This is a genomic window from Actinacidiphila sp. bgisy144, from assembly GCF_057708105.1.
The window spans coordinates 236,796-259,623 of record NZ_JBYIRM010000005.1 but is presented as its reverse complement, the minus strand read 5'-3'; the positions used below and the strand labels follow the sequence as shown (position 1 = coordinate 259,623).

Annotated in this window: 21 protein-coding genes and 2 pseudogenes; 10 read left to right on the top strand and 13 right to left on the bottom strand. The window is 70.0% G+C overall.

From position 1 onward, the window contains the following. Window positions 1-162: 162 nt before the first annotated feature. Window positions 163-321, bottom strand: a pseudogene (locus AC3EVP_RS08465) (HAD family hydrolase); the annotation flags it as partial. A gap of 56 nt (window positions 322-377) precedes the next feature. Between AC3EVP_RS08465 and AC3EVP_RS08460 the strand changes: the two are divergent. Both AC3EVP_RS08460 and AC3EVP_RS08455 read left to right on the top strand, forming a co-directional pair. Continuing rightward, window positions 378-632: a hypothetical protein gene (locus tag AC3EVP_RS08460; protein WP_435127727.1), complete on the top strand. Its 255-nt coding sequence runs from the start codon at window positions 378-380 to the stop codon at window positions 630-632. Continuing rightward, the gene (locus AC3EVP_RS08455) at window positions 619-1,086 is read left to right on the top strand and encodes an NUDIX hydrolase (RefSeq protein WP_435127725.1); all 468 of its coding nucleotides are present in this window, start codon (window positions 619-621) and stop codon (window positions 1,084-1,086) included. The genes AC3EVP_RS08460 and AC3EVP_RS08455 overlap by 14 nt, the downstream gene beginning before the upstream one ends. Here AC3EVP_RS08455 and AC3EVP_RS08450 read toward each other — a convergent pair. The 5 genes from AC3EVP_RS08450 to AC3EVP_RS08430 all read right to left on the bottom strand — a co-directional run bounded on the left by AC3EVP_RS08450 (window position 1,074) and on the right by AC3EVP_RS08430 (window position 6,291). Continuing rightward, entirely contained in the window at window positions 1,074-1,625 is a 552-nt protein-coding gene (locus AC3EVP_RS08450; RefSeq protein WP_435127844.1) for an HD domain-containing protein, read from the bottom strand. The genes AC3EVP_RS08455 and AC3EVP_RS08450 overlap by 13 nt on opposite strands. A gap of 111 nt (window positions 1,626-1,736) precedes the next feature. Beyond that, window positions 1,737-2,048: a restriction endonuclease gene (locus tag AC3EVP_RS08445; protein ID WP_435127723.1), complete on the bottom strand. Its 312-nt coding sequence runs from the start codon at window positions 2,046-2,048 to the stop codon at window positions 1,737-1,739. Further along, complete coding sequence (locus AC3EVP_RS08440) at window positions 2,045-3,178, bottom strand: AAA family ATPase (protein WP_435127721.1); 1,134 nt, start codon at window positions 3,176-3,178, stop codon at window positions 2,045-2,047. The genes AC3EVP_RS08445 and AC3EVP_RS08440 overlap by 4 nt, the downstream gene beginning before the upstream one ends. A gap of 1 nt (window position 3,179) precedes the next feature. Then, window positions 3,180-4,067: a DUF6414 family protein gene (locus tag AC3EVP_RS08435; protein ID WP_435127719.1), complete on the bottom strand. Its 888-nt coding sequence runs from the start codon at window positions 4,065-4,067 to the stop codon at window positions 3,180-3,182. Window positions 4,068-4,566: 499 nt separating this feature from the next. Further along, window positions 4,567-6,291, bottom strand: coding sequence for a hypothetical protein (locus AC3EVP_RS08430; RefSeq protein ID WP_435127717.1), 1,725 nt, complete (start codon window positions 6,289-6,291; stop codon window positions 4,567-4,569). 329 nt (window positions 6,292-6,620) lie between these two features. Between AC3EVP_RS08430 and AC3EVP_RS08425 the strand changes: the two genes are divergently transcribed. Then, window positions 6,621-7,463: a hypothetical protein gene (locus AC3EVP_RS08425; protein ID WP_435127715.1), complete on the top strand. Its 843-nt coding sequence runs from the start codon at window positions 6,621-6,623 to the stop codon at window positions 7,461-7,463. A gap of 207 nt (window positions 7,464-7,670) precedes the next feature. On the opposite strand, the gene AC3EVP_RS08420 is transcribed toward AC3EVP_RS08425, so the two are convergent. Further along, complete coding sequence (locus AC3EVP_RS08420) at window positions 7,671-8,777, bottom strand: GlxA family transcriptional regulator (RefSeq protein WP_435127713.1); 1,107 nt, start codon at window positions 8,775-8,777, stop codon at window positions 7,671-7,673. Window positions 8,778-8,847: 70 nt separating this feature from the next. Between AC3EVP_RS08420 and AC3EVP_RS08415 the strand changes: the two genes are divergently transcribed. Then, window positions 8,848-9,873 (top strand): NADP-dependent oxidoreductase, encoded by a 1,026-nt coding sequence (locus tag AC3EVP_RS08415; protein ID WP_435127711.1) that lies wholly within the window; start codon window positions 8,848-8,850, stop codon window positions 9,871-9,873. Between the two features lie 21 nt (window positions 9,874-9,894). On the opposite strand, the gene AC3EVP_RS08410 is transcribed toward AC3EVP_RS08415, so the two are convergent. The 5 genes from AC3EVP_RS08410 to AC3EVP_RS08390 form a co-directional block, all read right to left on the bottom strand. Next, a complete protein-coding gene (locus AC3EVP_RS08410) occupies window positions 9,895-10,785 on the bottom strand; it encodes an HpcH/HpaI aldolase/citrate lyase family protein (RefSeq protein ID WP_435127709.1) in 891 nt (296 codons plus the stop codon). A gap of 69 nt (window positions 10,786-10,854) precedes the next feature. Next, entirely contained in the window at window positions 10,855-12,069 is a 1,215-nt protein-coding gene (locus AC3EVP_RS08405) for a CaiB/BaiF CoA transferase family protein (protein ID WP_435127707.1), read from the bottom strand. After that, entirely contained in the window at window positions 12,066-12,509 is a 444-nt protein-coding gene (locus tag AC3EVP_RS08400) for a MaoC family dehydratase (RefSeq protein WP_335971335.1), read from the bottom strand. Before AC3EVP_RS08400 ends, AC3EVP_RS08405 begins: the two co-directional genes overlap by 4 nt. Window positions 12,510-12,546: 37 nt before the next feature. Beyond that, window positions 12,547-13,050, bottom strand: a complete 504-nt coding sequence (locus AC3EVP_RS08395; RefSeq protein WP_435127704.1) for a MaoC family dehydratase — start codon at window positions 13,048-13,050, stop codon at window positions 12,547-12,549. Between the two features lie 14 nt (window positions 13,051-13,064). Next, the gene (locus AC3EVP_RS08390) at window positions 13,065-14,480 is read right to left on the bottom strand and encodes an MmgE/PrpD family protein (RefSeq protein WP_435127702.1); all 1,416 of its coding nucleotides are present in this window, start codon (window positions 14,478-14,480) and stop codon (window positions 13,065-13,067) included. Between the two features lie 115 nt (window positions 14,481-14,595). Here AC3EVP_RS08390 and AC3EVP_RS08385 point away from each other — a divergent pair, with 115 nt between their 5' ends. From AC3EVP_RS08385 to AC3EVP_RS08360, 6 genes are all read left to right on the top strand, one after another. Beyond that, window positions 14,596-15,339, top strand: a complete 744-nt coding sequence (locus tag AC3EVP_RS08385; RefSeq protein ID WP_435127700.1) for an IclR family transcriptional regulator — start codon at window positions 14,596-14,598, stop codon at window positions 15,337-15,339. A 92-nt stretch (window positions 15,340-15,431) separates the two neighbouring features. Next, window positions 15,432-16,709: an acyl-CoA dehydrogenase family protein gene (locus AC3EVP_RS08380; protein WP_435127699.1), complete on the top strand. Its 1,278-nt coding sequence runs from the start codon at window positions 15,432-15,434 to the stop codon at window positions 16,707-16,709. Window positions 16,710-16,891: 182 nt separating this feature from the next. Then, window positions 16,892-17,725, top strand: a complete 834-nt coding sequence (locus AC3EVP_RS08375; protein ID WP_435127698.1) for a PIG-L family deacetylase — start codon at window positions 16,892-16,894, stop codon at window positions 17,723-17,725. A 288-nt stretch (window positions 17,726-18,013) separates the two neighbouring features. Then, complete coding sequence (locus AC3EVP_RS08370) at window positions 18,014-18,694, top strand: GAP family protein (protein WP_435127696.1); 681 nt, start codon at window positions 18,014-18,016, stop codon at window positions 18,692-18,694. Between the two features lie 125 nt (window positions 18,695-18,819). Next, entirely contained in the window at window positions 18,820-20,634 is a 1,815-nt protein-coding gene (locus AC3EVP_RS08365; protein WP_435127694.1) for an alkyl/aryl-sulfatase, read from the top strand. A gap of 59 nt (window positions 20,635-20,693) precedes the next feature. After that, window positions 20,694-22,394 (top strand): SulP family inorganic anion transporter, encoded by a 1,701-nt coding sequence (locus tag AC3EVP_RS08360; protein ID WP_435127692.1) that lies wholly within the window; start codon window positions 20,694-20,696, stop codon window positions 22,392-22,394. On the opposite strand, the pseudogene AC3EVP_RS08355 reads toward AC3EVP_RS08360, so the two are convergent. Next, window positions 22,377-22,809: pseudogene (locus AC3EVP_RS08355) on the bottom strand (P-loop NTPase family protein). The gene AC3EVP_RS08360 and the pseudogene AC3EVP_RS08355 sit on opposite strands and share 18 nt — an antisense overlap. Window positions 22,810-22,828 lie beyond the last annotated feature (19 nt).

The window sequence follows — 22,828 nt, the reverse complement described above, 5'->3', positions numbered from 1 at the left end:
CAGGCTGACCCGGGATTCCTGCCAACACGACTCCTCCGGTCTCAGTTTCTGGTCTCGTTGAGCCCTGTCCGGAGCCGTCCGCCACCCATCCGGCAACCCCCTTGCTCAACAGGTCAGACCCCCCGCCTCCTCATGCACTTCCCTGTGACCCGTTGAGGCGCGGGCAGCTTCGATGTCGCGGGGTGTGTCGCCCACGAGCACGGTGTGCGTCCCCTCGGCCAGGTCGCGGTCCCGCTGAATGCGACAACGGGCAACACCGACAAGGTGGGGACGCTCCAGGGCGTCGGCACCATACGCGCCGACAGGCAGATCGACGAGGGATCGGCGACACGCTGGCCCCCAAGATCCGCGCTTCTCTCTTCTACTACCCCTCGCTGTTGACGGTGGCCGGATGCGAGGTCCGTCTCCACGACACGACCCTCTACAACTCCCTCTTCCGCTACGACGACATACTCCTGGTGAATCCGCACGTCCTCGGTCAGCCGGCGAGCACGAACCCGATCCTGCACCTCAAATGGGCGGGAGCCGGCGGCTGGTTCGACGACTACGCTCACAGCTTCGACCACGTCTGGGTCCGCGCACACCCCTGGACACCCGAGCACGAGGGGACCACCACACATGGGCAGGACTGAGTACTACAACGACCCCCACGCCCCCAAAGCAAACACCCTCATCCCCGCCAGCAACCTCCTGGTCGTGGACAAGGCCGGCGCGATCCTCCTCCAACGCCGGCGCGACACCGGCCAGTGGGCACTGCCCGGCGGGGCCCAGGACATCGGCGAGACCGCTGCCCAGTGCGCGATCCGCGAGTGCCTCGAAGAAACCGGCATCATCGCGGAGATCAACGGCTTCCTGGGCGTCTACACCAACCCGAAGCACATCGTCGCCTACACCGACGGCGAGATCCGCCAGCAATACGAGAACACCTACATCGGCCGCCCGATCGGCGGCAAGCCCACCATCAACAACGAAGCCGACGGCGTCCTTTGGGTCCAACCCGACGACCTCGACCACTACGACATCCACCCCAGCATGCGCCAGCAAATAGGCGACTACCTCGCCGGCACCTACCCCTACCTCGGCTGAACCGCAGCCAGCCCCTTCTCGATACGTCCCACCGCCCCGAAGATCTCCGGCTCCGCCCGCCGGATGAACCTGCCCACGGTGCTCTCCGCCCCGTACCGGCCGACGATCTCCGCGACACGCTCCCCCGCAGTGGTCAGCTCGCCGCCCGGCGTCGTCGTCATGTCGCAGTACACCAGCGCGTCCACGAGCAGCCGGTCCTCCACGAGCGGGAACTCGTCCTCCAACGTCTCCCGCAGTCCGCGTTCCTCGGCCTCAAGAAGCGCGAACGAATGGTTGGCCACCAGCCTCGTCCACCTGTCGTCAGCAGCGTGCTCGTCCCGAAGGAACCGCGCGCCGTCCAGCGGATGGAACCCAGTGGCTGCCAAGCGCGGCGCATAGCCGACGTCATGCAGCACCGCCGCCGAGCGAAGAAGAGCCGCCTGCTCACCAAGCAGCCCCGCCAACTCCCCGGCCCGCGCCGCAACCCCTTGGCAGTGCACCCAGCGCCGCGGAAGCACCTCCGCCAACTCGCTCTCAGCTACCGACCAAGCCCAGTACACGGCGCCCTCCAAGTCAATCACAGCGATCGCTCGCAAGCGCGAGCCCCGAGCACCCGAGCCGCTGGGCCCAGCGCGCCAGGAAAACCCCGGACAATCCCACATCCAATCAGGCTAGTTGTTACCGCGTGCGCGCATCCGTCGCCGCGGTGATGGCTTGCCGTAGGTGTTCTTCCACCGGGCTCGGTGCTGCTCGTTGCCCTGGCCTGCTCCGTTGATGCCCAGCAGGGAGTGCAGCGCGGCGCCGTTGTTCCACAGGCCCAGAGAGTCGCGGTGGATGGCGGCGATGCCGTTCTGGACAGCGAAGTCGAGTGACTGACGGCTAAAGCGCGTCGTGGTGACGACGACGGCGAGGTCGGCGCCGAAGTGCGCCTTGGAACCGAGGAGGTCTCGCAGGTCGCGGGCCGCGCTGCCACGCCCGGTCACGTCGAGCCGTCGTGCTCATCGAGCATGGATCGAACAAGTAGCAGAGAGATCACTTCATCCACGGTCTTGCCGAGCTTCCGAACGTTTCCATTTCCATTCTCAGCGTACCGATACAGGAGATCACGCACAGAATTGGCGTCGATGTTCTCCCTTTCATCGTCGGCAAGCTCTCCGACACGCGCACTGACCAGACGGTCGATCACCTGACGGATTTCTTCTACCGTAAGCTGATTGAATCGGATCACGGCGTCGAAGCGGGAGTAGAGTGCATCTCCGAGCTCTTTCTGAATATCGCTCTCCGAGTTGTAGTTCGAAGTGCAGATGACTAGCGATGACCCGAGGGTCACGCTGTAGTTCTTATCTTCGAATACTCCGCTATCGAAGAGTTGATAGAAGGCGCTGTGAAAAATTGGGTTCGCCTTGTCGAACTCGTCGATCAGGATAATGCCAGATTCTCGATCAAGTAGATCGTGGGCAAATGACGGCTCTGAATGCTTACCTCCAAACAGGTATGACGCAAACTGGTCGCTATGGAACATGGAGAACTGCTTGCGCAGCAAGGCACCACCTAGCAGCCCATTGACAAATTGAGCCGACTCGGTCTTGCCGACGCCGGATGGGCCGTAAAACATAAGGACCACCGGCTTGTCTCGCTCCGGCCTTGTCAGCGGATAAACCGCTGCCAGGAGCGACTCCTTGACGCCTTCTTGTCCGACCAGATGACCATCGAAGCGGTCCCGGAAGTCGATCAGTGTTTTGCGCGTGATCACGGGATATTCGTAGTGCTTCACCTGCGTCGAGAAGCTCCGCCGCAATTGTTCGTGCACGTGCACTGGCGGGTTGTGGAGATGAAGATGTTTCGGGTTAACCAAACGGATCCAGCCAACGAAGTTCGAAATAGTGTGTTCATTCAGGCTTGCGTAGTCGCTGGTCTCGGCGGCCACATGGCCTGGACGATTCCGCTTCGGCAGGTCCACTTCATCAACGTCGCCCGGTTCTTGCTGGATAACCTTAACGACCCTCGAAGCCTCGTCGAGCTCGTAGGCAATCTCAAGCAGACTCTTGGAATTCTTCGAGGCCATTGATTCGGCGAACCAGGACAGCGGGCCGTAGTAAATGGTGACAGTCATATCATGCGTCATGCTCAACTCCGGCAAGGATGACGTCGTAGACGCCGAGTTCCGGGACACTCATCGTGTTGGTGCCGTCGATCAGATCTCGCGCACTAAGCGGCTCCGTGCTTGCAGATCCTTGATTCATTTCCTCTTCCGCGAGGAGGGCACGCTCGGTCGTCTTCCCGACGAAGACGCCGTGGAAGACCAAACGCATCCGACCGAGATCCGTCAATCCGTAGTTGTTGCGGAACGCCCTGATGTTAAAACGCAGCACATATTTGGTGCCATGTGCGCCTTCGCCGACAAGCTCGTAGTAACCCTTAGCGTGCTCCAGCGCCTCGTCAAGACGCGAAAGGTCGATACCCGTATCGCTCGTATTGGCAATGATCATATAGGGCGTGTACATCTTCGCGAAGGCCATGGAACCGGGCACGGCCGCCACCCGAAGACTGCGCAGTTGTCGGATTCTCTCGTCCTGGGACGATTTAGTCAAATAGTCGGTGAGGATCGTGTTAGACAACGTCTTACTCAGAATGCTCTTGCCCGCGGCCGAGAAACCCGATCCCAAACTAGCCTCGGCGGAGGTTCCGAGGAACGGAAGCCAGCTGAGTTTCGCGATCAGCCTTGTTTCCACCTTGCCATGCATGTCCTTAGAGCGCTCCTTGATTTCCTCGCTGGTAGAAGCCTCTTTTCCGCCAATAGAGATATCGAGGTAGTCCGAAGCCGACTCCTCGTCGAAGTAGACGATCTTGATCAACGATCCCTGATGCTGCTGATGGGCCGCAGGTGTCGCGTTCATCCGTGGAGTCCCTCGTCGATAGCGACAGCCGGAGGTCAGCACCTCAGCCGATCGCTGTGGGCTGGTGGTCGCGAGCAGCGTAGCGCTGACCACCGACAAGCCCACGGTGACGTCTACTCCTTTAAGTTCCCTCGGTCGGCGGGGCATGCAGCAGCAGATCGACGAGGAACGGCCCGCGCACAATGGGCTGAACGGTCCCGCGGGCGGCGAGGGACAGGTCTGATGTGGCAAGGCCGATTGGCCGGGTGAGAGAAGCCCGCCTGGTCTCATTTCTGGTCTCGTTCAACCCTGTCCGGCAGCGTTCGGATCCCGGCTACATCCTTGGTCGCCCCAGTTCGGAACGCCCGCGCTTCCTCATGCACTCCCCCATGACCCGTTGGAAAGCGTGTTGGGGGCAACCCCTCACGAGAACGGATTCCAGTGATGGCAGTCGGTGTCGGAGATCCACGGCCTCCCGCACACCTGGAAACGGCCGAGACGACGGCTCACACCTGGCTCCGGGTCCGCGTGGCGGGGCGGGGGAGTACGGCTCCGCACGTGCTTGGGCGGCGGGGGCACCCTGCCGGTGGCCGGAGCCCCCGCCCGACGGTGGGCCCGATGGTGGCTACTTCTTGACGTCGACGGTGCGCTGCGGCCCGTTGGAGTCGATGTGGTGGCTGTCGGAGGTGAACCAGACGACGGCCCAACTGCCGGTGCGGGTGGCCTTGCCGCGCAGGTGGTAGGCGCCCTTGGAGTCGGTTTTCACCCGGGTAACATAGTGCCAGGTGGAACTGCCCGAGGGGCGGAACTCCAGGTAGACGTAGGTGTGGGAGATGCCGGACCACTTACCGGACGTGCTGCGCTGCTCCACGTGCCCGCCGAAGGCCAGGTAGGTGTTCTTGCGGACCGTGGTGTGGCTGGGCGTGCCGCCGGTGATCCGGGACGGGGTCCGGTAGATCTTCACGGCGGAGCTGTAGGACGGGGAGTAGTCCGGCGTGCCGCGGAAGTACGCCCTCCAGTAGCCGTTGGCCTGGCCGCCGTAGGTCGCGTAACAGCTGAACTCGTCCCCGGCCAGGCCGGAACGGCCGATCTTCGTGGTGCCCACGGTGTGCCAGGTCTTGTTGTCGTACGAGAACTGGATCGTCACGGACTGGGTCCCCGAGACGAACTCCGCTCCGTTCAGGTTGAGTCGGCCGTCGATCTTCGCCTCGCCGTACTCGTTCTCGCTGACGTGGAACGGGGTGACCCGGCTGGGCGAGGGCACGTGCACGTAGACCGGGGTGGTGGTCTGGCTCTCGTCGAGGTAGGGGTCGTAGTTGCGGTAGTTGTCGAAGTAGTAGGCCCCGGCGGTGCCGGTGGTGATCGTGAAGATGCCGCTGGGATCGGTGGTGGCGCTGGCGTGGTAGTACGGCGGCCCGTCGGCGTTGACCGTCTGTCCCGGTGTCGGCGTCCAGACGTTGCCGACCTTCCGCTCCAACACGCCACGAAGGGTGGTGTGCCCACCCTTGGGGAGCTTCACATCGGCGCTGCTGAGGATCCGTAGGCGAGTGGTCTCGGCCTTCGCCGGCACACTGAGGACAGTGGAGTCGCTGCTGTCGAGCGCGTACGGGTAGCCGGCGGTGGCGGTGCCCTGCGCGTCGAAGGTGCGGTAGCTGGCGGCGCCCTTGACCGTGACGGGCGCCGTCATCCGGCCATCGGCGCCGACCGTGGCAGTGGCCACCGTTCCGGGGGCCAGATCCGGGTTGTCCAACGAGACCGTGACGCCCGACGAGTCGAGTGCGGCTCCGGTGGACGGGTCGGTGACGGTCACCGGAGCACTGACGGTGTACGAGCGGTGCTCGTAGTCGACGGAGCTGCGGTCGGCCGTCAGCCGACCGACCTTCACCTTCGCCGCGTAAGTGAACTCACCTACGTCCGCGAAGTGTTCGGTCGCGCCCTCGGTGTCGGTGACATCGAGCGAGACGTCGTACACCCCCAGGGCCGGCAGCGCGGGCCGATCGGCGGAGATCTGCCCGCCGAAGAGGGGGTCGTACCCGAACGCGGTCGTGGTGCCCGAGTCCGGTGAATCCGTGGGTGCGCCGTGAGGGCGGTAGTGCGCGGTCATACTGGCGATCTGGTCGCCGCTGAGGCTCAGGACCGACAGGGCCAGTTTCCAGTAGTCCGAGTGGGCGTTGCCCACACCGTAGACCTCGAACTGGTCCGCCGGCGTGTCCGTGTCCGTCGGGTCCGGCGCGGACGTGGTGTCCGTCGGGTCCGGCGCGGACGAGGTGACGCCGGACGACGGAGTGCCCGGCGTTGGCGTGCCTGGCTCGGCTGCGGCGGCCGGCAAACTCAGCGCGACGGCCAGCATCGCGCCGGCCGTTACGCCTGGTAGGGCCAAACGAACTTTCACGTGGCGGTCCCCCCTGGGATGTGTGAACTGCTCTACTGGCCAAGTGTGTTGGCGTTGGCGACAGATCGAGCCGCACCAGCGTACGGGCGACCGCGGAGCGCTCTCCAACGGGTTCGGTTACGAGCCGGTCGAGTGCCGTCCGCCGGCGCAGTGCGCAGCCGAGGGCCCCGTGCGCGGCTGATCCGGCGTCTTGCTGGGGCGTACTTTCGCGAAGCTGGGTCGGTTCCGCACCGCACGCCGCTCCTCGGCGGGCAGAGCTTGGCTGACAGAGCGTTAGCATTTTCGCTGTGGTGAGACTGGGGGCACGGCGCGGCATCGCGGTCGGGATGGCGGTACTGCTGGCGCTGGGCGCCGCCGGCTCGCAGAGCGGGGAGGCCGTCGGTGCGGCGGCGGCTCCCGGCCCGCTTCCCGCCGACCCCTACACGTCCACGTCGCAGGACTACCAGCGGTCCCAGCAGGCGTCCGCGCTGCTGGTCCGGCAGTGCATGGCGGGCCACGGCCACCCGGGCTTCCCGCTCGACCCGCGCTACCCCGTCGACCCCATCCGTGGCGCCGCGGTCGGCACCGAATACGGGGTCCTCGAGCTCGACAGTGCCCGCCGCTGGGGCTACGGATGGGACCCCGCGAAGGACGCGGACCGGCGGCCGAAGGGGCGCCGGATGACCAGCGCCGAGTTCGTGGACTTTCCGGCCTGCGAAGCCGAGGCAGGACGTCGACTGGTGCGCGGCATCGACCTCAAGGGGGACTGGCTCTACGCGAGCACCCGGGTCGTCGAGGTCCAGAAGGCGGTCGAGCGTGACCCGCGCCTGGTCGCGGCATGGAACACCTGGTCCCGCTGTATGGCAGGGCAGGGATTCACGCCCTATCCCGACCCCGTCGCGGCCTACACGGACACCGCCTGGCACCGCAATAGCGACGGCAACACCCCGCACACGCGGCGGGAGCGGGCCACGGCGGTTGCCGACGTCATCTGCAAGCGCCGCCACCACACGGTCGAGATCTGGCACACGGTCCAGGCGCAGAAACAGGCCGCGGACATCGCGCAGCACCACGACGGCTACGCTCGCGGCCTGCGACAGCTTCGGCTGTACCGGGCCAACATCAACGAGGTGCTCCGGACGCTCGGCTAGCTGGTTGCTGTCTCGAGGTTGGTTCCGGCGCTGTGGTGGCTTGCCGTAGGCGGTCCTCCACCGCGTTCGGTGCTGTTCGTTGCCCCGGCCTGCCCCCGCTTCTGCGTGCGCAGGTGTGCGAGGTGGTCCGCGGCCGGGGCGAAGGCGGGGCGGAGGCGGGGCGGAGGCGGGGCCGCTTCGCCGTGAGCGGTCTCGTCGCTCTCCCTCTCAGCGGCGGGAGGCGCGGAAGGTGCGGCGGTACGCCGACGGGACGACCCCCGCCTCCTCCGCCAGGTGCCGCCGCAGCGACGTGGCGGTGGCGAAGCCGACCTCGTGGGCGACCCGTTCCACCGGCAGGTCGCTGGACTCCAGCAGGTGCCGCGCCCGCCGCAGCCGCTGCTGGGTCAGCCAGCGGCCGGGGCTCAGACCGGTCTCCTCCTGGAAGCGGCGGGCGAAGGTGCGGGTGCTCATCGCCGCGTGCGCGGCCAGGTCGTTCAGCGACAGGGGCAGTTCCAGCCGTTGAAGTGCCCAGTCGCGGGTCGGACCGGTGCCGGTTCCGCTCGCGTGCGGCATAGTCCGCTCGATGTACTGCGCCTGCCCGCCGTCCCGGTACGGCGGCGCGACGCAAAGGCGGGCGACCCGGTTGGCCACCTCGCTGCCGTGGTCCCGGCGCACCAGGTGCAGGCAGATGTCGATCCCGCTGGCGGCCCCCGCGGAGGTCAGGACGTCACCGTGGTCGACGAAGAGCACACCTGCGTCGAGTTCGACCCGGGGGAACAGTTCCCGGAACCAGTCGGAGAGAGCCCAGTGGGTGGTTGCCCTGCGCCCGTCCAGGAAACCGGCGGCGGCCAGGAGGAAGGCGCCGGCGCAGATGGACACGAGACGGGTGCCGGGGCGGACGCGGGACAGGGCGGCGAGGGCCCGCGGGTCCGGTGCGGCGGCCGAGGCCCGGGAGATCGGGTAGGGAGGGATGACCACGGTGTCCGCCTCGGCCAGCGCCTCGGGGCCGTGTCCGGGGGTGACGGTCAGGTCCGAACTGGTACGTACGGGCCGCCCGTCCACGCTCGCGGAAAGCACCTCGTAGCGGCCCTCGGCGGAGCCCAGGACCCGGTGCGGAATGCCGAGTTCGAAGGGATAGACGCCGTCGAGGGCGAGGACGACGACCTTGTGGGAGCCAGGCCGCGAGCCCGGGTCGGCCGCGCGGTCGGAGCCTTCCGGGGCCCGCGAGGGCACGGTGGACGCGGTGGACGGGCCGCGGGCGGTGGACGGGCCGCCGGCGTCGGACGGGCCGCCGGCGTCGGAAAGGCGTCGGCCGACATCGGTGGGGGCAGCCATGGCACGATCGTATCGAAAGATGACTTTCCTGCCATCGTCCCGGGCCGGGCCGCACGGTCAGGGTGGGGTTATGACTTCCACGGACACCTCTGAGCACGTCAATCCCCCGGAACCGGCGGCGGCCGCCAACCCCCGGAGTTCCGCTGCCGGGGACGGCGCTCCCGTGATGCTCGCCCTGCGTCAGACCGCCCTCGGCGGACCCGAGGTGCTGCGGCTGACCGAACTTCCGCGTCCCGCGCCCGGCCTGGGAGAGATCCTGGTCGCTGTGCACGCGGCCGGATTCAACCCCACGGACTACATGCACCGCGCCCAGAGCGGCTTCCTGCCGCCCCCGCCGCGAACGCTCGGCTGGGACGTCTCCGGCACCGTGGTGGAGGCCGGCCACGGCGTCACCCTCTTCAAGCCCGGTGACGAGGTGTTCGGCATGCTGCCCTACCCGTACGGGGCCGGCTCCCACGCCGAATACGTGACGGGCCCCACGCGCGCCTTCGCCGCCAAGCCCGCCGGTCTCGACCACGTCCAGGCGGCCGCCCTGCCGCTGGCCGCGCTCACCGCCTGGCAGGCCCTCGTCGACACCGCGGGGCTCCGGGCCGGGCAACGGGTGCTGATCCACGCCGCGGCCGGCGGGGTCGGCCATCTCGCCGTACAGATCGCCAAGGAGCGCGGCGCCCACGTCACCGGCACGGCGAGCGCCCCCAAGCACGACTTCCTGCGCGGGCTCGGCGCCGACGCCTGCATCGACCACCGCTCCGAGGACTTCACCGACACCGACACGCGCTACGACGTCGTCCTCGACGCCCTCGGCGGGGGGAACGCCCCCCGTTCCGTGCGCGTGATCCGCCCCGGCGGCGTCCTCGTCACCCTGCTGCCGGGCGCCGAGGACACCCGGGCCGCGGCCGAGAAGGCGCAGGTCCGCGCCGTCCACCTGGCCGTCGAGCACGACCGGGCCGGTATGCGCGCCATCGCCGATCTCGCCGACCGGGGCAAGCTCCGCGCTCACGTCTCCGGCACCTTCCCCCTCGCCGAAGGCGCACGGGCCCACGTGCTGGGGGAGACGGGCCGCACCACCGGCAAGCTGGTCATCACCGTGCGCTGAGGCGGAACCGCTCGGCGGCGGTCACAGGCCGAGGGCCTCGGCCTGGTCGAGGGTGTTGCGCAGCAGGCGCACGGAGGCGATGTCGACCATGGTTCCGTCCACGGCGACCGCCCCCAGTCCGCGTGCCTGAGCCTCGTCGAAGGCGGCGACCAGCTTGCGGGCGCGGGCGACCTCCTCGCCGGTGGGGCGGAACTCCTCGTTGGCCAGGGCGATCTGGCTGGGATGGATGGCCCACTTGCCGGAGAAGCCGAGGGTGTGGGCGAGGCGGGCCTGCTGCTGGTAGCCGTCGGGGTCGCTGAAGTCGGCGAAGGGGCCGTCGACGGCCGCGATCCGGGCGGACCGGGCCGCGATGGCGATCTTGTTGCGGGCGTAGTGCCAGAGATCGCCGGGGTAGCCGTCGGCGGCGCCGATCTCCGTGACCCGGACGCCCTGGGAGGCGGAATAGTCCCCGGGGCCAAAGATCAGTGCCTCCAGGCGGGGTGAGGCATGGGCGATCTCCTCCGCGACGATCATCGCCTCGACCTCCTCGATGAGGACCTCGATGCCGATCCGCTTGGTCAGGCCGAGGTCGGCTTCGATCTGCGTGAGCAGGCGGTCCACCCACCACACGTCCCGCGCCGACTTGACCTTGGGCACGATGACGATGTCCAGGGCGTCGCGAGCGCCGGTGACGACGTCGAGGATGTCGCGGTAGGCGTAGTGGGTCTCCAGGTCGTTGATCCGCACGGCCCGGGTGGCCGGCCGCCAGTCGTGGTTGAGCAGAGCGTGCACGATCTTGGCTCGTGCGGCCGGTTTCTCGGCGGGCGCGACGGAGTCCTCGAGGTCGCAGAAGACCAGGTCGGCGTCGCTGCCGGCGGCCTTGGCGAGCATCTTCTCGTTGCTTCCGGGGGTGGACAGTTCACTGCGGCGCATCCGCATGGCATGCCTCCGATGAAGGACGGGGACGGGGACGGGGAAACGTCAAAGCGGGTCGGCTGGTGATCAGCGGTCCGTGCCCGCGGGGCCACCGGGGCCACCGGGACCACTGGGGCGGCTCGGACCGCCCGAGCCGAGAATCTCGGCAGTGTGCTCCCCCAGCAGCGGAGCGCGGCGGTGGACGGCGGCACCGGAGCCGGCGAACTTGATGGGCTGTCCGGCCACGGTGACCGTCCGTGCGCTGCCGGGGTGCTCGATCTCGACGAGCATCTCGCGGGCACGCAGGTGTGGATCGGCGTACAGGTCCGCCGCGGTGTTCACCGGACCGCAGGGCACGTCCGCGGCGAGGGCCGCCACCACCTGTGCGGAGGTGCGCCCCGTGGTCCACTCCTCGATGGCGGCGCGGACCTTGTCGCGCACGGCGACCCGCGCGTTGTTGGTGGCGTAGCGCGAGTCCTCGGCGAGGTCGGGCCGTCCGAGGGTGGCGCACAGTGCCCGCCACTGGTGGTCGCGGGGGGCGGCGACGGTCACCCAGCCGTCCGCGGTGCGGTAGAGGCCGAAGGGGCAGAGCAGCGGATGGTCGTTGCCTTCGCCGGTCGGGACCGCGCCGGTGTAGGAGTGCTGGTAGACGGTCCGCTCGCACAAGGAGACGACGGCGTCGTACATCGCGACGTCCACGAAGCGGCCGTGCCCGGTGCGGGCGCGGTCGGTCAGGGCGGCCAGGACGCCTACGGCCAGCAGCGCCGCCGGGAAGACGTCGCCGATGCCGGCGCCGACCTTGGTGGGCTGGTACGAGGGGCCGGTGATGCCCATCAGGCCGCCCATGGCCTGCGCGACGACGTCGAAGGCAGGCCGGTCCACATGGGGGCTGGTTCCGGTCCGCGGATCGCCGAACCCGCGCAACGCGCCGTAGATCAGGCGGGGGTTGTCGCACCGCAGGGACTCGTACGACAGGCTCATCCGGTCCATGACCCCGGCCCGGAAGTTCTCCACCAGCACGTCGGCACCTGCTGCCAGCCGACGCACCGCCGCGGTGCCCTCGGCAGAGCGGAGATCGACGACGACACTGCGCTTGTTGCGGTTGACGCTCTGGAAGTAGCCGCCGTAGTGGTGGGCCTCGTCGTCGCTGGGGAAGGGGCCGGTGCCTCGGGAGGAGTCGCCGGCCGGGGACTCGACCTTGATGACGTCGGCGCCGAGGTCGGCGAGGAGCATGGTCGCGTAGGGACCGGACAGCGCGCGGGTCAGGTCGACCACCACGATTCCGTCGAGTGGGCCGTTCACCGCGGGGCTCCGGCCCGCTGGATGAGCGTGGTGCGCTCTCCTTCGAAGACCAGCACGTCGTCCTGGTTGACACCCCAGTGCTTGAAGCGGACCACACCGGCGTCGGGCCGGTCGGCGTCCTGCTTGTCCAGGACCTCGGTGTAGGCGTAGAGGGTGTGCCCGTGGGTGACGGGGGCGCGCAGCCTGATCCGGTCCAGGCCGAGTTCGGCGAGCGCGTGCTCCCCGGTGTCCTGGGTGGCCAGGCCGATGACCATGGATATGGTCACCCCGCCGAAGACCAGGACGTGCGGGAAGGCGCTGCCCTTGCGGGAGTGGGCGTTGAAGTGGGCCTGGGCGGTGTTCATGACCATGTTGGTGATCAGGACGCCGTCCATCTCGGTGACGGTCTTGCCGCGGGCGTGCTCGTAGACGTCGCCGACGGTGAAGTCCTCGAAGTACATGTCGGTCCTACCTTTCAGTCGTGGGTGTCTCCTCAGCTCACAGAACGCCGGGCGCGCCGGCGGTGCGCACGAAGTTGGTGCGGACGAAATCCACCACGACCTCGCCGCCGACCAGGCCCTCGGTGTGCCAGCCGACGATGCCCATGCCCGGGTGGCTGTCGGAGCGCCGCGCGGTGCGGACCCGGCTGCGCGCGCGGACCGTCTCACCCACCAGGACCGGCCGGTGGAAGGTGAGTTCCTCGACGCCGAGGAAGGGGCCGCCGTTCTCGCTGAGGTCCTCCACGCTGAGCCCGAACACCGTGAGGAAGAGCAGGTTCGGGTGGACCACCAGCCGTTCGTGCCCCTGCTCCTGGGCGGTCTCCGCGTTGAAGTGGATCGGGTTGTAGCTCAGCGTCAAGGTGGTGAACAGGACGGAGTCGGCCTCGGTCAGGGTGCGCCCCCAGTGGTGCTCGAAGACCTGGTCCACTTCGAAGTCCTCGAAGTACCGGCCCTTGGCCAGGAGTCGGGCGCGTTTCCTGATCGCCGCGAGTTCTTGCGACATGGGGTTCCCTCCGGTCAGGCGCGCAGCTGTCGGCACAGCACACGCACGTCGTCCAATCCGGCCAGTCCGGCGACGGCCCGCGCCACCAAGGCGGCGCGCTCGGGGCCGAGTACCGGTTCGGCCAGTCCGGTGAACTTCGCCGCCAGGGCGTCGTCCTGCTCTGCGGGGTCCTCGGTCCAGGCCGGCGCACGCATGTCCCACGCGGATCGCAGCTCGCGTCCGTCGCGCAGCGCGACGCGCACCTCGGCGACGGGGCCGGACAGCGACGGGTCGGGGACGACGGCTGTCCGCTCGCGCAGCGCCAGGACGGCCGGATCGGCCGTCGCGGCGTCGGTGAACAGGTCCGGTGTGGCGCGCCGGTGGACCAGTGCGAGCGCGGCCGTGCCGGTCAGGCTGAACTTGGCCTCCAGTCCGGTGCGCGGTTCGGGGATGCCGCACACGTCCAGATGTCCCGGCGGCACCGCGATCCCGATGTGCTCCACCTCGCCCGGGTCGAATCCGGCCTGGGCGCGGAGTGCGATCAGGGCGTTGACGGAGGCGTGGGTGAGGAAGCAGGAGGCGTGGGTCTTGAACCGCACCTCCTCCAGGTGCCAGGGATCGCCGAACCTCGGCGACAGCGCCCGGGCGTGGAAGGCGTCGGACTCGGCCGCGGCGAAGCCCTGCGCGTGCCCGAGGATGTCGTCGGCGCTGGTGAAGCCCCGCACGGCCAACTCGCCGGCGACGACTCCGTTCGCCGCCGCGCGGCCCGCGTGCAAGGGCTTGCTCATGGTGCCGAAGACCGCTTTCAGCCCGGCGGCCTGGGTCCCGGCGATCGCCAGCGCCGTGGTGGTGCGCGGAGTGTCGAGGCCCAGCAGGTGGGCGACCGCGGCGGCCGCACCGAAGGAGCCGAAGGTGGCGGTGGAGTGGAAGCCGCGGGCGTAGTGCGCCGGGCCGACCGCCGCGGCGATCCGCGCCTGGGTCTCCACCCCGGCCACGAACGCCGTCAGCAGCGCGCGCCCGGAAGCGCCGGTCCGCTCGGCCACAGCGAGCGCGGCCGGAGCCACGGCGACCGAGGGATGGCCCACGGTGCCGATCACGTCGTCGAAATCGAGTGCGTGGCCGGCCGTGCCGTTGACCAGTGCGGCGGACGACGCGGCGGCCGTGCCGGGCATCCCCACCAGGGTGCAGGGGCCGCCCGCGACCTCCGCGCCTGTGAAGTCCGCCAGGATGCGCGCCGCCGGCTCGCGGGCTCCGGCGAGCATGGTGCCCAGCACGTCGAGCAGGCACTGCCGCGCGAGGGTGACCACCTGCGGCGGAAGGTCCTCGAAGCGCAGTCGACTCGATGCGGTGGCCAGCACCGCGGTCGACGAGTGCGCGGGTGGGGTCCGGAGCAACGCCTTCACCTCCTCGTTGAAGCGAAGGGGAATCCATGCCACGATGTGGCATGCCATCCCGAAATTGGATTCCCAGCATGGCTCCGGTCGCCCCCGGCGTCAATGAGCGACGTCAGTGAGCGATGCCAGTGAGCGATGCGTCGGCAACGACCGTCGATGAAGGAGAACCGCCATGCAGAGCGTGCTTCGCAGCCTCGGGGTGCTGGAGGCCGTCTCCGAGCACCAGCCCATCGGCGTGGGCGCGCTCTCGCGCCTGGTCGACCTGCCCACCTCCACCGTGCAGCGCGTCCTGGTGACGCTGGCCGAGGCGGGATGGCTGCGCCCCACCGAGGAGGAGCAGACCCGGTGGAACCTGACGGCCAAGGCGCTGATCGTCGGCAGGCGGGCGGTGGGCGAGGTCGGCGTCCGGGAGGCGGCGGCCGAGCCCATGGCCGCGCTGCGCGACACCACCCAGGAGACCATCCACCTCTCGGTGCTCGACGGCCTGGAGCGGATCGTGCTGATCGACCGGGTGGACTGCGACCAGCCCGTGCGCACGTACAACCGCCTGGGCAGTTCGGGGCCGCTGCACGTCACGGCGATCGGCCGCAGCATGCTGGCCGCCATGGGCGACGCGGACGTGGAGCGCGTCATCGCCCACGGACTGGAGCGGGTCACCGAGAACACCATCACCGACCCCGCCCGGCTCCGGGAGAACATCCGCGAAACCCGCGAGCTCGGCTACGCCGTCAACATCGGCGAGAACCGCGCCAACGTGTGCGCCATCGGCGCGCCGGTGCTCGGCCCCGGCCGCAGGCCCGTCGCAGGCATCGCGATCTCGATGCCGGACATCCGCTTCGACCACCGCAAGGTGCCGCACTGGGGGGACCTGGCGGTCAGGACGGCGGCCGAGATCAGCGCGAACCTCACCAGCTAGCGCAGGTTGACGCGGGACCTGGGCCGGGCGCATAGTCCCGAAGGGTAGAAACGGCATGGCATGCCGTCATGCGGGATACGAAGGAGTGGCCCATGAGTTCTCCCACCGTCATCGCTCCGCCGGTCCCGGTCCTGGCTCCCCCGTACGACACCGGTGCGCGGGTGGCCCTCCAGACCGAGGCTCGCCGCTTCTCGGACGAGGAGGTGCGCCCGGTCGCCGACGAACTCGACAGGCACAAGGGCGAGATGCCGCGCTCGCTCATCGAGAAGCTGGGCAAGCAGGGCTACTTCGGCATCCTCATCCCCACCGAGTACGGAGGCATGGGGCTCGGGGTGTTCGAGTACTGCCTGATCGCCGAGGAGCTGGCCCGCGGATGGATGAGCGTCGCCAGCATCATCGCCCGGGCGCAGGGCATGGGCACCGGCTTCGACGACGGGGCCAGGCGCCGCCGCCTGCTGGAGAAGAGCGCGCGCGGCGAGTGGATCGGCGCCGCCGCCCTGTCCGAGCCCGGCGCCGGCTCCGACCTCGCGGGTGTCAGCACGCGCGCGGTACGCGACGGAGACCACTTCGTCGTCACCGGGACCAAGCGTTGGTGCGGCAACGCCAAAGCCGCGGACTTCATCCAGCTCCTGTGCCGGGTCCGGGACCCCGAGCCCGGCGAGCGGCGGTCGGCCGGCATGGGCACCCTCGTCGTCGAGAAGGAGCCCGGTGCTTTTCCCGAGGGGCTGACCGGGACCCCCATCGACAAGATCGGCTACCACGGCTTCCTCACGTGGAACCTCGAGTTCGACGGGCTGCGCGTACCGGTCGCCAACCTGGTGGCCGATCTGGGCCGTGCCCGCGCCGGCGGCAAGGACGAGGACGAGGACGAGGGCAAGGTCAAGGTCAAGGGCAAGGACGCCAACACCTTCCGCGCCATCGAACAGGGCCTCAACGCGGCGCGCGTGCACACCGCCGCACGGGCGGTCGGCCTCGCCCGGGCAGCGGTCGAGGAGTGCCTGCTGTATCTGCAGGAGCGCCACCAGTTCGACCGCCCCATCGGTGACTTCCAGGCCCTGCGTTTCATGGCCGCCGAGATGGCCGCCCGGGTGGACCAGGCGCGCGCCTTCTACCAGCAGGTCGCCCACCTGATCGACCTCGGCCGTCCCTGCGAACGGGAGGCGGCGATGGCCAAGCTCCTCGCCACCGAGATGGCTGTCGAGGTCACCGGCCAGGCCATGCAGTTGCACGGCGGCAACGGCTACACCACCGAACGCCGTGTCGAGCGCTACTGGCGTGACGCCCGCCTGACCACCGTCTTCGAAGGAACCAGCCAGATCCAGCAGAAGATCATCTCGGACCGGCTGCTGCCCCGCAGCCCCTTGTGCTGAGAGTCCGGCATCGCGAGGTGTCCTGCCCGCGAGGCGTCCTGCATCGCGAGGCGTCCTGCACCGAGGAGAGTCCTGCACCGAGGGGCAGGGGCGCCCGTCCCACCGTGGCTCGCGCCCCGGCATGCTGGTACGGACGCCACACTCTTCGGTTCACGACGTAATCCCCGCAGGAGGACCGCCCCATGACTGACCGCCCCTTGACGCTCATGGCAGTGCACGCCCACCCCGACGACGAGGCCACCGGCACCGGCGGGGTCCTCGCCCGGTACGCCGCGGAGGGCATCCGCACGGTTCTCGTGACCTGTACCGACGGCCGGTGCGGCGACGGGCCGGAGGGCGTCAAGCCCGGCGATCCCGGTCACGATCCGGCCGCGGTCGCCCTGATGCGCCGGCAGGAACTCGCGGTGAGCTGCGACGTGTTGAAGATCAGCCATCTGGAGACGCTGGACTACGCCGACTCCGGGATGATGGGCTGGGCGAGCAACGACGCCCCGGGGGCCTTCTGGCAGACCCCCGTCGAGGAAGGCGCCGCCCGGCTCGCGGAACTCATGCGGCACTACCGGCCCGACGTGGTCGTCACCTACGACGAGAACGGGTTCTACGGCCACCCCGACCACATCCAGGCGCACCGCATCACCATGGCGGCGCTGGAGATGACCGAGCCGGCACCGAAGGTCTACTGGACCACGATGCCCCGCTCGGGGCTGCGGCGGTTCGGCGAGATCATGCGCGAGTTCGGCGAGGACATGCCCGAACCGGACCCTGCCGAGGCCGCCGCGATGGCCGAGATCGGCCTGCCGGACGACGAGATCACCACGTGGGTGGACACCACCGCGTTCAGCGGCCAGAAGTTCGACGCGCTGGCCGCGCACGCCAGTCAGGGCGAGAACATCTTCTTCCTCAAGATGGGCAAGGAGCGGTTCGGCGAGTTGATGGGCATGGAGACCTTCGTCCGGGTCCGGGACACCACGGGCGCGGCCGTACCCGAGAACGACCTCTTCGCCGGCCTGCGCTGACCCTCTTACGGCGCCCTCCACCCCGATCGGGCGAAGGACGGGAGACGGGCGCCCGGCACCTTGCCCGTCCGGTTTCCGTCACCCGTACGGCGGCCCCGGGGTGGTCGCGGGGGCCCTCCGTGCCGAGCGTGGAGGGCAACCGAGCAGAGGAGCACCGGATGGCGAGGGACGTCGGGGCCGGCCCCACCCGAAGCCGGCCGCCGCGCCGCGCACCGCTTCCCCACCGCGCACCGCTTCCCCACCGCGCACCGCTTCCGCTCGCCGCCCGCACGAGCCTGCGGGGCCGCCGTGGGTGACGCGGTCGGCCAGATGCTGGCCTCGGCGGTCGGTATCGCCATCAGCCCGCTGCCGCTGATCGCGGTGATCCTGATGCTGGCGACGCCGAAGGGGCGCAGCAACGGTGTGGCGTTCGCCGCCGGGTGGATCGTGGCGCTGGCCGTGCTGGTCGCGGTCGTGGTGGTGGCCGGCTCCGGGGGCGACGCCTCGCACGGCGCGGGCGGGCCCGGGCGCTGGACGTACTGGGTGAAGCTGGCGCTCGGGCTGGTGTTCCTGCTGCTCGGCGTCAAGCAGTGGCGGGCGCGGCCGCGCGAAGGGCGGGAGGCGGCGACCCCGGGCTGGATGAAGGCCGTCGACCGTTTCACGCCTGCCAGGTCCGCGGGCCTCGCGGCCGCGTTGGCGGTCGCCAACCCCAAGAACCTGGTGCTCGCGATCGGCGGTGCGGTCTCGATCGCCGCTTCGGGCGCGGGCGCCGGCGGGAAGACCGTCGCCGCAGTGCTGATGGTCCTCGTCGCCTCGCTGTGCACGGTGCTGCCGCTGGGCGTCTACCTGCTCGGCGGGAGCAGGTCGCAGACGGTTTTGGGCGAGTGGCGCGGCTGGATGGCCCTGCACAACGCGGCGATCATGACGACGCTCCTGGCCGTACTCGGCGCCAAGTACGTCGGCGACGCGATCAGCGGCCTGACCTCATGAGGACCGGCGGACCACCGTCAGATCACCAGCACCGCAGGCAGACCACCGGCGGACCACCGGCACCACAGGCAGACCACCGGCGGACCACCGGCCGTGGCCCCCGACGAGCTCTCGAAAGGACGACCATGACCACCACGACCGACCCGCTGGACTTCGCCGACCGCCAGGACTTCGCCGACGCCGACCGCGGTCTGGTCGCCGCACCTGACACGGACCGGATCACCGGTGCGGGCGGCGAGGTGGTCTGGGACTTCGACGCGACCTCGTTCCTCGCCGGCGACTGCCCGGACACCGCCGACCCCAGCCTCTGGCGCCAGTCCCAGCTGTGCTCCCGGGCGGGGCTGTTCGAGGTGACCGACGGCGTCTACCAGGTCCGCGGGTACGACCTGTCGAACATGTCGCTGATCGAGGGCGAACGCGGCGTGGTGGTCGTGGACCCGCTGGTGTCCGCCGAGTGCGCCGCCGCGGCGCTCGCCCTGTACCGGTCGCACCGCGGGCAGCGGCCGGTGACCGCGGTGGTCTTCACCCACTCCCACATCGACCACTTCGGCGGCATCGACGGCGTACTCGGCCCGGACGACGACGTGCCAATCCTGGCGCCGCCCGGCTTCATGGCGAACTCCGTCGCCGAGAACGTCTACGCCGGCACCGCCATGCTGCGCCGCGGCATCTACCACACCGGCGCCGAACTGCCGCCGGGGCCGACCGGCCTGATCGGTGTCGGCCTGGGCTTCACCGCCTCCCGAGGCACCCCCAGCCTACGGCCGCCCACCGTGGAGGTCACCCGCACCGGCCAGGAGGAGACCCTCGACGGGGTACGGTTCCGCTTCCAGCTCACCCCGGACACCGAGGCCCCCTCGGAGATGAACTTCCACCTCCCCGAGCGCCGGGCCCTGTGCATGGCGGAGAACGCCACGCACAACATGCACAACATCCTGACGCTGCGTGGCGCCGTGGTCCGGGACGCCCGGGTCTGGGCCCGCTACCTGACCGAGGCGGTCGAGCTGTTCGCCCCCGGTTCCGACGTGCTGTTCGCCTCCCACCACTGGCCGACCTGGGGCAACGACCGGCTGACCGCCTTCCTGTCCGAGCAGCGCGACCTCTACGCCTACCTGCACGACCAGACGCTGCGGCTCACCAACCAGGGCCACACCGGCACCGAGATCGCCGAGCTGATCCAGCTGCCGCCCGCGCTGGAGTCCGCCTGGCACGCGCGCGGCTACTACGGCTCCCTCAACCACAACGTCAAGGCCATCTACCAGCGCTACATGGGGTGGTACGACGGCCACCCCTCCTCCCTGTGGGAGCACCCGCCGACCGAGACCGCCCGCCGGTACGTGGACTGCGTCGGCGGCCTCGACGCCACCCTGGACAAGGCGCGTTCGTACCTGGACGCCGGGGACCTGCGCTTCGCCGCCCAACTGCTCAAGCACGCCGTCTTCGCCGCCCCCGACCGGTCCGACGCCAAGGAACTGCTCGCCACCACCTTCGAGCGCCTCGGCCACGGCGCCGAATGCGGCACCTGGCGCAACAACTACCTCCAAGGCGCCAAGGAACTGCGCGAGGGCGTCAAGCCCACGCCCATCACCGCGGGCAGCATGGCCGGCGCCCTCACCGTGGAACAGGTCTTCGACTCCCTCGCCATCCGCGTCAACGGCCCCAGGGCCTGGGCCACAACCCTCACCGTCGACTGGCACTTCACCGACGCGGACGAGCGGTACCGGCTCACGCTCCGCAACGGCGTCCTCGTCCACACCCGCACCGACCGCCCCACCGACGGCGCCGACCTGTCCGTCGCCCTCACCCGCGGCGGGCTGATGCCGCTGCTGGCCGGCAAGCAGACCGACGGTGTCCGGTACGACGGCGACCCCGGCGTCCTCCGGCGCCTCGCAGAGGTCCTCGACGACCCCGATCCCGCCTTCGCCATCGTCACTCCCTGAACCGCCACCGGCTCCGGGCGAACGAGGAAAAGGGCCCGGCTGAGCAGAGAGGTGCAGGCGTGGCCGACCGACCACACGCACCTGCGCGAACGCGGTCGGTGGCGCGGGCCGTGCTCGGCGGCGGGGCCTCGCGCGGCGACGTGCTCGGCGCGCTCACCGCCTGGGCGCTGATCGTGCCGGAGTGCGTCGCCTACGCGCAGATCGCGGGGGTGCCCCCGCAGAACGCCTTCTACGCCGCGCCCGTGGCCCTGGTGGCGTACGTCCTGCTGGGCCGCTCGCGGTTCCTGATCATCGGGGCGACGTCGGCCGCGGCGGTGCTCTCCGGCGCCACCGTCGCCGACGTCAGCTCCGACCCGAAGCAGGCGGTCGGGCTGTCGGCGGCCCTCGCGGTGCTCGCCGGGGCGGTACTGCTGGTCGCGGGCCTCGCCCGGCTCGGGTTCGTGACGAACTTCCTGGCCGAACCCGCGCTGAACGGCTTCCTGTTCGGGATGGCGCTGACCATCGTGGTTCGCCAGGCCGCGAAGATCGCCGGGACGTCCAGTGGCGACGGCCAGTTCTTCCCCAGGCTGTGGACACTGCTGCGGCACCTCCCGCACTGGTCCCTGACCTCGCTGGCCGTGGGCGCGGCGGCGCTGGCGGCCCTGCTGGCGATCGAGCGGTACGCGCCGAAGGCCCCGGCGTCGCTGGTCGTGCTGGTCGTGGCCCTGGTGGTGTCCGCGGGGCTCGACCTGAAGCAGCACGGTGTGGAGGTGGTGGGGAAGATCCCCTCGGCCGTGCCCGTCCCGCACCTGCCGGGCATCCCCGCCGCCGACTGGGGACGGCTGGCCGGCGGCGCCTGCGGGGTGGCGCTGGTGGTGTTCGCCGAGGCGTTCAGCATCGCCTCCCGTTTCGCCCGCGAGCACGGGGACGAGGTCGACGCCGACCGCGAGATGGCGGCGGTCGGCGCGTCGAACATCGCCGTCGGCCTCTTCCGCGGCTTCACCGTCTCCGGCAGCGCCTCACGCAGCGCCGCCGCCGAGGCAGCCGGCGCCCGCACCCGGCTGACCTCGCTGATCGCCGCCGGGCTCATCCTGCTCACCGGCGCGTTCCTCACCCCGCTCTTCACCGACCTGCCCGAACCCGTGCTCGGCGCCATCGTCATCATCGCCGTCCGCGGATTCCTGTCGACCGCCGAACTGCGCCGCTACGCCAAGGCCGACCACGCGAGCCTGTGGGTGGCGCTGACCGCGCTGTTCGGCGTCCTCCTCTTCGACCTGCTGCCCGGGCTCCTGCTGGCCGTCGCGCTGTCGCTGCTGCTGTTCATCGCCGCCGCCAGCACCACCCGCCTCTCCGTCCTCGGCAAGATCCCCGGCAGCCCGCTGTACGGGGACACCGACCGGAACCCGGGCGCGACGACCGTCCCCGGCGTGCTGGTCGTCCGCCCCGACGGGGCGCTCTTCTTCGGCAACGCCAACCGCACCCGCCTCGGCCTGCTCGCCCTCACTGCGGCCGCCCACCCGCCGCCGCACACGGTCGTCCTGGACCTCAGCGCGACCTACCACCTCGGCGTCCCCGTCCTGGACACCCTCGACGAACTGCGCGAGGCCCTCCACCACCGCGGCGCCACCCTGCACCTGGCCCGCCTGCGCGCCGCCGCCCGCCGCGACTTCGACCGCCACCCCCTGGCCACCCGGCTCGGCCGCGACCGCGTCCACCGAAGCGTCGAGGACGCGATGACCGCAACGACGGCGGCCGAACCGCCCTCATCCCCGTGGAAGTGACCCTCCCCCGGACTCTCGGCCGGGGCTGCCCGCCAGGCCCGTGTCGCGCAGAATCCGGTCGACGCTCGCCGTCAGGGCACTGTCCGCACCGATGACCGTCTCGACGCCGCCGGGGAGGAGGTCGGCCGGGCGGTACCAGCCGCGCATCTCCGTCTCGCCGTAATCCCCGTCCTGCGGCTTGGTGGTGTGGCGGCGGAGCGTCTCCTCGAAGGGGATGTCCGATGTTCGACGTGCCCGGCCGGTCCCACTCCCGCAGCACCGTACGCCGCAGGTTGTCCTGCCCGACGATCGCCAGCCCGCGCCCGAAGCCGGCCCGCAGCCCCGCCGCGATCGACGACTTCCCCGACGCGCTGTTGCCCCGCACGACGACCAGCACCGTGCCCGCACTCCCCGTCCCCGTCCTCACCTTGACCACGCTAAGGGCTCCCACCGAC

Coding starts and splice junctions, on each gene's coding strand:
- AC3EVP_RS08385 (WP_435127700.1), top strand. CDS start 14,596: ATGCAGAGCGTGCTTCGCAGCCTCGGGGTGCTGGAGGCCGTCTCCGAG.
- AC3EVP_RS08375 (WP_435127698.1), top strand. CDS start 16,892: ATGACTGACCGCCCCTTGACGCTCATGGCAGTGCACGCCCACCCCGAC.
- AC3EVP_RS08380 (WP_435127699.1), top strand. CDS start 15,432: ATGAGTTCTCCCACCGTCATCGCTCCGCCGGTCCCGGTCCTGGCTCCC.
- AC3EVP_RS08455 (WP_435127725.1), top strand. CDS start 619: ATGGGCAGGACTGAGTACTACAACGACCCCCACGCCCCCAAAGCAAAC.
- AC3EVP_RS08400 (WP_335971335.1), bottom strand. CDS start 12,509: ATGTACTTCGAGGACTTCACCGTCGGCGACGTCTACGAGCACGCCCGC.
- AC3EVP_RS08410 (WP_435127709.1), bottom strand. CDS start 10,785: ATGCGCCGCAGTGAACTGTCCACCCCCGGAAGCAACGAGAAGATGCTC.
- AC3EVP_RS08390 (WP_435127702.1), bottom strand. CDS start 14,480: ATGGCATGCCACATCGTGGCATGGATTCCCCTTCGCTTCAACGAGGAG.
- AC3EVP_RS08395 (WP_435127704.1), bottom strand. CDS start 13,050: ATGTCGCAAGAACTCGCGGCGATCAGGAAACGCGCCCGACTCCTGGCC.
- AC3EVP_RS08415 (WP_435127711.1), top strand. CDS start 8,848: ATGACTTCCACGGACACCTCTGAGCACGTCAATCCCCCGGAACCGGCG.
- AC3EVP_RS08430 (WP_435127717.1), bottom strand. CDS start 6,291: ATGCTGGCCGTCGCGCTGAGTTTGCCGGCCGCCGCAGCCGAGCCAGGC.
- AC3EVP_RS08440 (WP_435127721.1), bottom strand. CDS start 3,178: ATGACTGTCACCATTTACTACGGCCCGCTGTCCTGGTTCGCCGAATCA.
- AC3EVP_RS08420 (WP_435127713.1), bottom strand. CDS start 8,777: ATGGCTGCCCCCACCGATGTCGGCCGACGCCTTTCCGACGCCGGCGGC.
- AC3EVP_RS08365 (WP_435127694.1), top strand. CDS start 18,820: ATGACCACCACGACCGACCCGCTGGACTTCGCCGACCGCCAGGACTTC.